Annotated in this window: 10 protein-coding genes and 4 pseudogenes; 4 read left to right on the forward strand and 10 right to left on the reverse strand. The window is 41.5% G+C overall.

What is annotated here, in order from left to right; translation table 11 throughout:
• Positions 1 to 630: 630 nt before the first annotated feature.
• The 6 genes and pseudogenes from gvpC to IM450_RS16625 all read right to left on the reverse strand — a co-directional run bounded on the left by gvpC (position 631) and on the right by IM450_RS16625 (position 5,155).
• Positions 631 to 1,269, reverse strand: a complete 639-nt coding sequence (gene gvpC, locus IM450_RS16600; RefSeq protein WP_002803850.1) for a gas vesicle protein GvpC — start codon at positions 1,267 to 1,269, stop codon at positions 631 to 633.
• A gap of 441 nt (positions 1,270 to 1,710) precedes the next feature.
• Complete coding sequence (gene gvpA, locus IM450_RS16605) at positions 1,711 to 1,926, reverse strand: gas vesicle structural protein GvpA (protein ID WP_002735503.1); 216 nt, start codon at positions 1,924 to 1,926, stop codon at positions 1,711 to 1,713.
• 371 nt (positions 1,927 to 2,297) lie between these two features.
• A complete protein-coding gene (gene gvpA / locus IM450_RS16610) occupies positions 2,298 to 2,513 on the reverse strand; it encodes a gas vesicle structural protein GvpA (protein WP_002735503.1) in 216 nt (71 codons plus the stop codon).
• A 580-nt stretch (positions 2,514 to 3,093) separates the two neighbouring features.
• Positions 3,094 to 3,381, reverse strand: a pseudogene (locus IM450_RS16615) (ISNCY family transposase); the annotation flags it as partial.
• A gap of 319 nt (positions 3,382 to 3,700) precedes the next feature.
• Positions 3,701 to 4,408 (reverse strand): annotated as a pseudogene (locus IM450_RS16620) (IS1/IS1595 family N-terminal zinc-binding domain-containing protein).
• Positions 4,409 to 4,867: 459 nt separating this feature from the next.
• On the reverse strand, positions 4,868 to 5,155 hold the full coding sequence (locus IM450_RS16625; protein ID WP_002803853.1) for a hypothetical protein: 288 nt from the start codon (positions 5,153 to 5,155) through the stop codon (positions 4,868 to 4,870).
• 362 nt (positions 5,156 to 5,517) lie between these two features.
• Between IM450_RS16625 and IM450_RS16630 the strand changes: the two genes are divergently transcribed.
• Positions 5,518 to 6,855 (forward strand): helix-hairpin-helix domain-containing protein, encoded by a 1,338-nt coding sequence (locus IM450_RS16630; protein ID WP_002803855.1) that lies wholly within the window; start codon positions 5,518 to 5,520, stop codon positions 6,853 to 6,855.
• A gap of 3 nt (positions 6,856 to 6,858) precedes the next feature.
• Here the strand turns inward: IM450_RS16630 and IM450_RS16635 are convergent, their stop codons facing one another.
• A complete protein-coding gene (locus tag IM450_RS16635; protein WP_287668857.1) occupies positions 6,859 to 6,984 on the reverse strand; it encodes a hypothetical protein in 126 nt (41 codons plus the stop codon).
• Here IM450_RS16635 and IM450_RS16640 point away from each other — a divergent pair.
• Positions 6,970 to 8,004 (forward strand): M42 family metallopeptidase, encoded by a 1,035-nt coding sequence (locus tag IM450_RS16640; RefSeq protein ID WP_287668860.1) that lies wholly within the window; start codon positions 6,970 to 6,972, stop codon positions 8,002 to 8,004. The two genes, IM450_RS16635 and IM450_RS16640, sit on opposite strands and share 15 nt — an antisense overlap.
• Here IM450_RS16640 and IM450_RS16645 read toward each other — a convergent pair.
• The gene (locus IM450_RS16645; RefSeq protein ID WP_002803860.1) at positions 8,001 to 8,492 is read right to left on the reverse strand and encodes a hypothetical protein; all 492 of its coding nucleotides are present in this window, start codon (positions 8,490 to 8,492) and stop codon (positions 8,001 to 8,003) included. The genes IM450_RS16640 and IM450_RS16645 overlap by 4 nt on opposite strands.
• A gap of 153 nt (positions 8,493 to 8,645) precedes the next feature.
• Entirely contained in the window at positions 8,646 to 8,894 is a 249-nt protein-coding gene (locus tag IM450_RS16650) for a hypothetical protein (protein ID WP_287668863.1), read from the reverse strand.
• Between the two features lie 215 nt (positions 8,895 to 9,109).
• Between IM450_RS16650 and IM450_RS16655 the strand changes: the two are divergent.
• Both IM450_RS16655 and IM450_RS16660 read left to right on the forward strand, forming a co-directional pair.
• Positions 9,110 to 10,670: pseudogene (locus IM450_RS16655) on the forward strand (hypothetical protein).
• Between the two features lie 53 nt (positions 10,671 to 10,723).
• Positions 10,724 to 10,876 (forward strand): hypothetical protein, encoded by a 153-nt coding sequence (locus tag IM450_RS16660; protein ID WP_287668865.1) that lies wholly within the window; start codon positions 10,724 to 10,726, stop codon positions 10,874 to 10,876.
• Between the two features lie 315 nt (positions 10,877 to 11,191).
• On the opposite strand, the pseudogene IM450_RS16665 reads toward IM450_RS16660, so the two are convergent.
• Positions 11,192 to 11,818 (reverse strand): annotated as a pseudogene (locus IM450_RS16665) (transposase).
• Between the last annotated feature and the right edge of the window lie 272 nt (positions 11,819 to 12,090).

Consider the following 12,090-nt stretch of genomic DNA (forward strand, 5'->3'; position numbering starts at 1 on the left):
GCCAAGCTTTTCTGGTCGGAACCCCCTAAGCCGAGTTTTCAAGGTGCTGCGCCGTCCACTTGGTTTTCGAGACTGGCCTTTTAATTCTAACGTAAAGCCAACCTAGAACGGCGGGGTTTCAGACCCAAAATTTCCGATGAAGGTATTTTTAGGATATTCATTAGTCAAGGGTCTAAGGGTCGAAAATTATTGTCTAGATTACTTTTCAAGACTTAAACAATAACAATCTCCAAGCAGATGCAGTCCTTTTCACTTACTTCCTTTGTCAATATAGCGCTTTTCACGTTACTGAGGTATCGACAAGTTTTGCCAACAAAGGGTTTAAGCCTCTTGCCCATGCCTCATTCTGATGAAAACTGCTATAAAATACTACTAATGACAACATTAACTATAAACTAAGTGAAGTTTTATATACTTCTTAATTTACCAGAGACCTAGAGCGGACTAAATAGGAACCCAGCACTTCTAGGTTGAGTCTAGAAACTTAGAAAAACAGGACCAGCATAGTAGGTTGAAAACCAAAAGCTTATTGTTGTATTCTCAGATAGTCCTCTAGTTTAGCTAGGAAAAGGGACTAGAGGTTTTTTACTCTAGCCCTAGGGTTAAGTGGGTTGGAATTAACCTAGAGATTTATTTGCCAAAAACGTAGATAGACAAATCTTGACGAAATTGACGCAATTCGTCTTTTAGCTGTTTCGCTTCAGCTAAACGTCTTTCTTGAAATTGACTTAAATCATCCTTCACCTGTTTAGCTCGATCTAGATGAAGTTGGCGTAAGTCGTCCTCTAGCTGCTTCGCTGCCGCTAAACGCTGTTCTTGGAATTGACTTAAATCCTCTTTCAGCTGTTTAGCTCGATCTAGATGCTGTTGACGTAAGTCGTTCTCCAGCTGTTTTGCTGCTGCTAAACGTTGTTCTTGGAATTGACTTAAATCGTCCTTTAGCTGTTTGGCTCGGTCTAGACGCTGTTGACGTAAGTCATCATCTAACCGTTTCGCTTCAGCTAAACGTTGTTCTTGAAATTGACGTAAATCCTCTTTTTGCTTTTCCGCCTGAGCTAAACGCTGTTTTTGGGTAGCTGTTAAGAACAAGTGGCTTTCCTGTTGAACTTTTTGGAAAGATTGGCGCAAAGCAGTTGCCTGTTCTTGCGCTTGTTTTTGTCTTTCAGTTTTGACATCCAACAGAAAAGATTGTACTTCTCGCGAGAGTTTAGCTACTTCTTCAGCAATCGATAAACGATCCTGGCGGAACTGTTCCATGAGAGCAGGCATGGGGTTGTCCTCAATTACTAAATACTATGGAATGGATTTGACCCAATCACCCGTTAGAAAAACCTTCACGGAGACTGGGGGGAGAGACAGCAGATTTCGACTTTTCTTATCATCCCAAAGTTGAGGTAGGGGACTACCCCAGACTGAGGGGCGCAACCTCCCACCCCCAAAATGGCTTTCTACTCAGAAAAATAGTCAGCCTTACATTCTGGCGATAGACGGTAAACCTAGCTACAAAGGTCAAAATCACGGTTACAAAAATAACTTGTATAGGCCTAGCTTTGTTTTTGCTATCCGTTGCCGTGCCAACCTTGTCAATCATAGACCATTGCGCCCCAAGAGAGGGGTAACTAGACTCAATAGGGATTTAAAGAAAAGCCGAGGATCTGGAAAACCCAGTCGGGTTTTCACTCAGCAGATAGGATAATCTGGGATCAACCCTTAAGCAGGAACCGCTGCAGATTGAGTCAGACCAACAGCTTCAGCATATTTGAGGTAGGTTTCAACAGAAGCGATAACTACACGAGCTTCAATCGCTAATAATTCGATGCCCACCAGAGATACGCGAGCCCAAGCATCAATAACGATACCTTTGTCAAGGATACGATCAATAACTTCAGCTAAGCTAGAGGAAGAGTTAGTTTTTTCAACTGCCATGGTAGTAGACCTTTTTGTTGTTTGTATAGAAAGTGTACAGTGCTGATCCCAAAATTGATCTATCGAACTACCGCATCTCAGGGGGCGCAGCTTCCACACCAAAAATGACTTTCTATTCCGAAAAATAGTGAGTCCCACACTCTGGTGGTAGGGGGTAAACCTAGCTACAAAGGACAAAATCACGTTTACAAAAATAATTTGTATGGATCTAGCTTTGTTTCGCTATCCGTTGCCGTGCCAAACTGTCGATTATAGACTATTGCGCCCCAAGAGAGAGGTAACTAAACTCAATAGGGATCAAAGAAAAGCTAAGAATCTGGAAAACCCAGTAGGGTTTTAACTCAGCAGATGGGAGAATCTGGAATCAGTCCTTAAGCAGGAACCGCTGCAGATTGAGTCAGACCAACAGCTTCAGCATATTTGAGGTAGGTTTCAACAGAAGCGATAACTACACGAGCTTCAATCGCTAATAATTCGATGCCCACCAGAGATACGCGAGCCCAGGCATCAATAACGATACCTTTGTCAAGAATACGGTCAATAACTTCAGCCAAGCTAGAGGAAGAGTTAGTTTTTTCAACTGCCATGGTAGGTATACCTTTTTGTTGTTTTCATAGAGTTTGTACAATGCTGAGGTCATGGAGGATTCAGAAACTTATTTGGGGTTTCTGCCTTCATCACTTCCGCACTTTTAAAGATAACACCCTGTATTTGTCGTTGTCAATACCTAAGTTAGCTGTTTTTCGTTAAGAAGTATGTAGTAATTCTCAGTTTTTTTCGTTAAGAGGTGTGTAGGGATTTCTCAGATAAGTCTGATACATTAGACCTATTGCATAATTTTTTTATGGTATGATGGGCGGTTTTGCTTTTTTCTCGATTTTTAGATTAAAGTTGACAAGAGAATAAAATGTGATTTGAGGTCAGGAAATCATCTATACAGGGTAAGCTCATCTAAATTTGGCACAATTTTTACTTGACAAAAATTTCTGGTTGTGGTTCTGTAGTAGTGATGGAGGCTTAATGCTTTGCCTTGCTGTGCATTGTAGTCATGGATAAAATACCAAGCAGCGCCAAGGTGATTCTCCGTTTTTTTAGAGAAAGATAGATTCTCTCTCACCAACAGAGAAATCCTTGGTCGAAAGGTGTTATTAAGTCTTTACAATGGGATTAGTTTGACCAGTTTCTTTTCCTACCGCTCGATGACGTTTACTCGGAATTACTGTCTTATATAACTCTCAAAAATCAGTGTAAGTAAGTAACAGCACATTGTCGGTAAACACCGGGTAAACTGGGCCGAAAGTTTTTTGGCTGCTTGGCGACTGCTATCTCCTAAATAGCCGCCAATAATTTCCCTTGTCTTTCTATCAATTGCCAGCCAAATGTAAACCTTTATCGTCTTAAAAAAACCAATGACTACATTTCATCACACTCTATGGATAATTTACCTTTTGATTTTTCTGGGTGGTGATTCGGTCGTGGTGAGGCTCTTCTGGTTTCTGTGTGGAAACGAGATCTATACTGATAGTTTCTTCAGCAAAATAGCAATAAAAGTCTTGCCTGATAAGTATTTCACGATTCCATAAGCAAAAATTATCACACAAAGTCGAGAAGAGCCGTGGTGATGGAGCCTTAATGCTTGGCTTTGCTGTGCATTGTAGTCATGGATAAAATACCAAAAGGCTCCCCAAGGTGATTCTCCATTTTTTTATAGAATCTCTCTCACCAACCGAGAAATCCTTGGTCGAAAGGTCTTATCAAGTCTTCCAAGGTGAGATTAGTTTGACCAGGTTCTTGGCTGTACCTCTCGATGACGTTTACTCGGAACTATTGTCTTATAGGACTCCCAAAAATGAGTGTAAGTAACAGCACATTGTCGGTAAACACTGGGTAAACTTGGCAAAAGTTTTTTAGCTGATTGGCGGCTCCTATATCCTAAATAGCCACCAATAAGTTCCCTTGTCTTTCTATCAATTACCAGCCAAATATAGACCTTTATCGTCTTAGAAAAAACAAAAGGACACATCTCATCACATTCTATGAGCAATTTACCTTTTGGTTTGTCCGAAACCTTGAGTTGACAGGGAACAGTCGACAGTTTATTGTTGACCTTTCGGCTTCGCTCAGGGTCAACGTCGAGGGAAGTCGAGACGTTGACATAATTTCGTAACCATGACCAACTTACCCCTGCTACTCTGGCAATTCCTCGTCAGGAAATTAGTTCGAGTAAGAGTTGATCGATTAATTGTTTGGTATCGGGATATCTGGTTTTATTAGTGGGATTGATCACAAACGGTTGACCACATTCTTCACAGTGAAGTTTGGATTTCCCATTATGAATATAACCGTTCTTGATAGTATGGTGAGAACCACAACTAGGACAAGTAAATACAGGCAAACTAGTGGGGGGATTTTGCTCCGTGCTAGGCTGATATTTGAGTAGGCCCTCCACGAGCCACAAAGAGATACTTATCAGAAAAGTCATGATCAAGGTAGAGGTTTAAGGACTGATTTGAGCCAATTATTTTTATTGATAAGTATTTTACACAGTTGATACCGAATAAGCAACATGGTAAGGTAAACACATCTTAACAACCCTTGACAAAATTAACCTCGTGTGAGTTGCTTGTCCAGAGCGCGATTCAGGCATATTTGAGTATAATTTCTCATCTCAACTGTTAAACAAAAATCGACTAAATGTTAAGATTTCGTAACTATTTTGATTGATTGGTATCACTTGAAATGCCCACACGGATCACAAAATTGGCCGATTGTCAATAGCGTTTGATATGCGTTCCCCCCCCTCACCCACCCGAATTCGGGTGGGCAAGGGGGGGGAGTAGGATGCCTGCCAGGACTATTGAAAATTGGTATTAGCTATTTCTTCGTGGACTGTAGCCACTATTTTCAGAGATTGCTGTAATGCGGATTTGTTGACATCCGTTTAGGTGGATTGACTGGCCAGAAATTGTCTTTGATAGTCTAAAAACTGGCCATGCCATTCCGCAAAACGCCGCTCCCCATCTTTGACTAAAAATTGGCGGTAGGCTTCCGAGGAAATCCAAGGCTTTGTTGGACGTTGTTGGTTTGTTGGGTGTTGTTGGGCAGAACGAGCTTGGTATTCAGCCGTTGATTGACGGCATTGGTTGTGATAATTTTGGTGCCATTCGCGATAGCGCCGTTCTCCATCCCGCACGAGGGCTTGGCGATAGGCTTCTGAAGATAGACTCATGGTGTTACTCCTTTTCAAATCCCTTGACGGCTTGGCCATAATTATAACACAATCCGTGAACTACCCAGTGCTGACCTCTCGTCAAGGTACGATACAGGCCTTTGCCCTCAGGGGCAAGGTTTTTTGGCTCTCTTAGGTTTGGTGGGTAAAATGTATTCTAAGATACAGTCTTGCTGGCGAGCTAGTGGAAAGAACCACAAAGACACAAAGGACACAAAGATTGATCGCTCTTATATAAGTTAAACTTATGACACAAAGAATAAGAGAGCCATTTTTTTGCTCTTGTGAGCCTGATTTGGCAAAGAAATGCCATATTTCTATTAGCACCGTTGTAAAAATCTCTGGAGAGTTGAGTTACTAATATGGTTAAAATTATCGGTCGTCAATCCCTGGGAAGGAAACCCGTTTACGATATTGGTGTGGAGAAAGATCATAATTTTTTGCTGGGCAACGGGTTAATTGCCTCCAATTGTTTTAATAAATCTCACTCCACTGCCTATGCTTACGTCACCTATCAAACTGCTTATTTAAAAGCTAATTATCCTGTGGAATATATGACAGCGTTACTAACTGCTAGTAGCGATAATCAGGATAAGGTGGAAAAGTATCGAGAAAACTGTCAGAAAATGAATATCGATGTCGAACCTCCCGACATCAATCGATCGCAAAAACATTTTACCCCGATTGGGCGCAAAATTCTCTTTGGTTTGTCCGCAGTTAGAAATCTGGGCGAAAATGCGATCGAGGCTATTTTAAAAGCCCGGGAAGCTGCGGGAGGAAAGTTTACTTCTTTAGGGGATTTTTGCGAGCGTGTTGATTTGCGAGTGATCAACAAAAGAGCTTTAGAAACGCTAATTTATTGTGGTGCTTTTGATAAAATTCAACCTAATCGCCATCAATTAATTGAAGATTTAGAATTAGTAGTTGCTTGGGCGCAAAAACGCACCAAAGAGAAAGAAAGTGGTCAAATGAATATTTTTGATATGCTAGGAGGGAGCATAGAAAATAAACAAGAATCCGAGTTTGAACAGTCTCCCAGTGCCACCGCAGTGGAAGATTTTTCCCTACAGGAAAAGTTAAAACTGGAAAAAGAACATTTAGGTTTTTATGTTTCCGAACATCCTTTAAAAGCTTTACAAAGAGCCGCTCAAGTCCTATCTCCTATCAATTTAGCTGACTTAGAAGAACACAAAACCAGAAAAAAAGTCAGTGCCATTGTCCTCTTAAATGCTGTCAAGAAAATTATGACCAAAAAGGGGACTCCCATGGCATTTTTAACCCTAGAAGATGCCTCGGGACAGTCGGAAGCGGTGGTTTTTTCCGATAGCTACGAACGTCTGCAAAAATTATTAGTCGAGGAAGCAACTTTAATGGTGTGGGGAAAAGTTGATCGCCGAGATGATCGGGTACAATTAATTATCGAAGATGCGGAACCGATCGAAACCATTAAAATGGTGATGGTTAATTTATCGATGCAAGATGTCGTCAACCAAAATCGTCAAAATCTTCTTAAAAGTATTCTGCAATCGGGAGACAAACAAAAGGCAAAAGTTCCCGTTATTGCCACCATTGGTGCGGGAACTCAGCGTCAATTTGTACGTTTAGGACAAAACTATTGGGTAGAGGATGACAATTCGGTGCTAGAGTCTCTAAAAGTTGCGGGTTTTCTGGCTAATTCTGCACCTCTGATTAATCATTAAATGCTAACTGGCAATTACCCAAGAGCCATGGCTGCGCCAAGATTGTTCCTGCAAAACCTTCTCGATTTCCTGTTTCGATAATAATTCTCTTTCGACCCACAAATCAAGACAAATATGGATTTTGATCACCTCTTTGACACTATTGCCACTCTTGTCCTCCATCATTCTCCTAGTGGGATGGAAACGGAAATCGATCGCTTTTTACTAGAACGCTTTCAAGAGTTAGGATTAGAAACATGGCAAGATCAAGCGGGAAATGTCATCGGCAAAATTAGAGGACGAGATTCGACCAAAAAAATTGCTATTACTGGTCATAAAGACGAAATTGGTGCTATTATCAAAGCAATTAATCCCGATGGTACTCTGCAAATTCGCCAACTTGGGGGAGCTTTTCCTTGGATTTACGGAGAGGGAGTGGTGGATATTATCGGTGATAAAGAAACCAGATCGGGGATTCTCTCCTTTGGTTCCCGTCATATTTCCCATCAATCCCCGCAAAAAGTGCAGCAGGAAAACACTCCCGTCACCTGGGAATCCGCATGGATAGAGACGAAATTGACTCCGGAAGAATTAGACGCTTGTGGGGTGCGCGTCGGTAGTCGAGTCGTGGTGGGAAAACACCGAAAACAACCCTTTCGACTAAAAGACTACATTGCCAGTTATACCCTCGATAATAAAGCTTCCGTGGCGATTCTTTTGGAATTAGCGGCCAGAGTAATTAACCCGGCAGTGGATATATATCTGGTTGCCTCAGCAAAGGAGGAGGTAGGAGCCTTAGGGGCCTTGTTTTTTACGGCAAATAACCGCTTAGATGCTTTAATTGCCTTAGAAATCTGTCCCCTCGCTCCTGAATATCCGATTAAGGATGGCAGCAGTCCTGTGTTATTGTCTCAGGATGGTTACGGTATCTATGATGAGCAATTAAATCAAGAATTAAGAATAGCGGCCGAAAAGGCGGGAATACCCCTGCAATTAGCTATTATTAGTGGTTTTGGTAGCGATGCCTCCATCGCCATGAAATTCGGTCATATAGCTAAGGCCGCTTGCTTAGGTTTTCCCACCCAAAACACCCACGGTTATGAAATCGCCCATTTAGGAGCCATAGCCAACTGCACTAGCATATTAGAAGTTTATTGTCAAGTAATTTAGCCATTTTTAGCAAAAAACCAGAGCATTAACAGAATAATAGCGATCGCCAGTCCGATAAAAACAGTATTTTTATGCTGCTCTAACTGCATGGGTGCGGGGGGTTCTTCTTTTTTCTGTTTATTTGTTCCCTTTTTAAATTGCGCTGTGCTATCGGGAAGTTTCTCTAAATCGGGAATCTTCGTCATCCACTCATCCGGGCGTTTGAGACGGGGAGCTTCGATAATATAAAGTAGACGCTTGGCCTGTTCGCGAATTTGATAGATAGGATGGGTAATAAGTTGCTTACAGATTTCACTGGCTTTCTCCCCCTCTCCCAACCCCTGATAGGCAGAAATTAACCAAATTTGTATCTCACCCCCTGCTCGGGATCCTAAGGAAATTAAGGCTAAAGCCGCATTTAATTGCTCGATACTAAGACGATATTGTCCACGCTCAAAGGCACTGATGCCAGCTTGATAAAGGTCTTGAAAAGAAAGATTTTCGGCCACGGAGTCAAGATCGAGATAAATGAAATTTTACATAAGTATAGCAACAGGTAAGAAGCAAAAGGAAACTTTCGGCTATCAGCCTTTTAGCTATCAGCTATCAGCCATCAGGCACCAGCTTTTTTCTCCCTGCTCCCAGCCTCCACGATTTAGGACTCATCGTTCGCCCATTTTTGGGGGCAAGATGGGGTCATCCGTTGCTTCTTTTTCTGCGATTGACCATCCCGTTATTCCTTCTAGGCTTCTTTGATGTTCACAGACCCATTTTTCTAGACAACAGATTTTATGATCTTCTTCACTTACTATATAAGTCAATAATAATACCCCTAGTTCCCCATAACTTAATCCTTGACGATTTCCATGAGGGGATGCTAGGTTATTGTCTATGATTGACGCAATCCTCATTTGTTTTAGCCAATATATAATTACAGGGATATCATCTATTCTTTCTGACTGTGTTTGTGACGTAATTGAGCGACTCTTTGTTCGCCAACACTTGACTAGACAAAGATTTTAGCCTTTTTTGCACACCTTACCTCTTCAATTTAAGCGAACAGTGAGTTGAGAATCTCGGCAAAAATCTGCTACACTTTCTGCTAAACCTGTTAAAGCTGTACGGCATGAAAGAGAGGAACTATCTCTTACTAAATATACTAGCGATCTCTACCATAATAATTAGTCTAGTTTTAGGGATTTTACTTGACAAAAAAGCCGCCTTATTGGGAATTTTGGCAGTTCCCGCCATGGTTGCTTCTTTTATCCATCCCCGTCTGGGATTATTAGCCCTAATCATCTATCTTCCCCTGAGTAGTACCGTCACTTTTGCTGTGGCGAGAGTTTTTCAGATAAAAGGCAACTTCATTGGCGAAGAGCCATCCTATGCTCTCTACAAAATCGCCAAGGATGCCTTTTATTTCCCAGCTTTAGCGGCAATTTTAATTAAAACCAAAACTTTTAAGCAATTAAGCCCCAAAATCAAGCCTTTTCTCATCACAGCTTTGATTTTACTTGTCAGCAGCTTGATAACTTTTCTTTCTATCAATCTACCCCAAGGAGCAATTGAAGTGGGAATTGTGGGATTAAAAACCCTCCTCAGTTATATTCCCCTAGTTCTCTGTGGCTACTATTTAATCAAGGAAAAACGGGATTTATTCGTGGTTAATCGGCTTTTAATCGTGATGATCTTAGTCTGTTGCTTTTTAGCTCTAATTCAATACTTCTTACTCGTCCAAGGCATCTGTCCCGATAGTGAATTCCTCAATCAACTAGAAGTTACTGCCCCGAAATCCGACACCCAATTTTATCCAGATATTAGCGAAAAAGCCAGCTTGAAAGCTCAATGTTTTGTTGGGGGTTCGGTGTTGTATAATCCCGATCGAGGCTTAATTCGTCTCCCCGGCACATTTTCCGATCCTTGGCAATGGGGTTGGTTTTTAGTATCTAGTAGCGTCATCAGTTACGCAGCCAGTTTTAGTGATCCGCAAAAAAGATGGCGCGTCGCTGGTTGGGTGGCAATGGTTTTAGTCTTCCTTGCGACTCTGGTTTCTGGACAAAGATTACCTTTATTGCTAGTACCTTTGTTTTATTTAGTTCTTTTTATTGCTACTAGCAAAAATAAACGAAAGTTACCATTAAAATTGGGAATCTTGGGGCTGCTTTCCTTGCTCGCGGTGACGTTAATTCCCTTTATTCGGGAAAGAGGGCTAAATTTTATCGATCGCTGGTTATATTCGTCTCCCATTGACTTTGTAGTCGATCAAATGCAGTGGGTCTTCAAATATGCACAGCTTTTTGGTCTTGGTTTAGGCACAGCCAGCAGTGGCGCTCGTCATATAGTGGGAGAAGAGGGGATAAGACTAATTGAAACCTACTACGCTAAACTCCTCTACGAAGTCGGTATCGTCGGTTTTATCGCTTTTATGGTACTGGTGACAATTCTCTGTATTTTCACCTTTAAAGCCTATTTAAAAGTAAAAAATGCTGCTTTAAAGCATTGGGGTCTCTGTATCTGGATTTTTATACTTTTTATTAGCTATAATCCCTACTATTATCCTCTCTCCGTCGAGCCTGTTTCTGTTTACTATTGGTTATTCGCTGGAATATTGCTAAAACTGCCAGAAATCAGCGATAAATTGGAAGATGAGGCGATATTTCCCGAAAAAAAATGAAGTGGAGAATTAAGAGGATTTTTATCGATAATTACATTATCTCTCCACTGATAGGAGTTAACCGTAATGACAGCAGAAGCCGTTACCTATTCCCTCGAATCTGTCCTCAAGGAAATTAAAGATAGTATTCAAAGTGTTGATCGAAAGCTAGACACCTTCCAGAAAGATGTTGATCAAAGGAAATTAAAGATAGTATTCAAAGTGTTGATCGAAAGCTAGACACCTTCCAGAAAGATGTTGATCAAAAGCTAGATAATCTCGAAAAAGATTTCGATCAAAAGCTAGAAACCTTACACAAATTGGTGGTGGGTTAATAATTGGGGGTGGGCGAACGCGGTTCGCCCCTACAGATAAACAAAATTGAATTTTTTGATTAATTCGATATTGGTGGTGGGTTAATAATTGGGGGTGGGCGAACGCGGTTCGCCCCTACAGATAAACAAAATTGAATTTTTTGATTAATTCGATATTGGTGGTGGGCTAATTATTGGCTCTGGGCGAACGCGGTTCGCCCCTACTGTTTTATATTCTCGCTTAAAACAACAAATCTAAATATAATTCTTGTGATTGTTGATCGATTGGCAGATAATCTCGATCATTTGGCCAGTTTTTGGGATTGTTAATAATATATTCTCGAACAACTGCTAGATACTTTTCATCTCGAAGAATTGATTCATAATAATTGCGTTGCCAGATAGGAGTATCTGTGTTCTGTCGAAGCAAATTAATTGGTTTAGTAACCGCCGATTTAAACCCCGCAATACATGACGATAAAGAATTCGGTTTCTGCTGTAGGGGCGCATCGCGTGCGCCCAAATCTAGAGGCGCATCGCGTGCGCCCAAATCTAGAGGCGCATCGCGTGCGCCCAAACTCTGATCGTCGCCAGAATAATCATTAATTATAACAATTCCATGAAAATGATTGGGCATAATAACTCATTCATCCAATTTAAAATTAGGTCGAATTTTGCAGGTTTTTAGCCATTCATCAGCGACAATTTTTCCTAATTGATTAAGGTATATTTGCCCATTTTTGATTTCTCCAAACCAGGATTGTTTTTGGTAGGTACAAATAGTGACAAAATATGCTCCGGGTTGGGAATAATCATAATTTCTGAGGCGAATAGAACGACGATGATGTTTTTCAGGATCAAAGGTCATATATATTCCCGCAATACTAACAAAACCTCTTATCAATTCCCATCATAAGCGATCGCAATTCACACCGACGTATTTTTCCTGAAACCCCCAAAAAACCCAACCCCCCCAAAACCCGTAGGGGCGCACCGCGTGCGCCCAACCCCCATCAAAAAACCCCAAAAAACCCAACCCCCCCAAAACCCGTAGGGGCGCACCGCGTGCGCCCAACCCCCATCAAAAAACCCCAAAAAACCCAACCCCCCCAAAACCCGTAGGGGCGCACCGCGTGCGCC

Origin of the sequence: Microcystis sp. M083S1 (genome assembly GCF_020246405.1) — a bacterium.
In the GTDB taxonomy this organism is placed as follows: Bacteria; Cyanobacteriota; Cyanobacteriia; order Cyanobacteriales; family Microcystaceae; genus Microcystis; species Microcystis aeruginosa_C.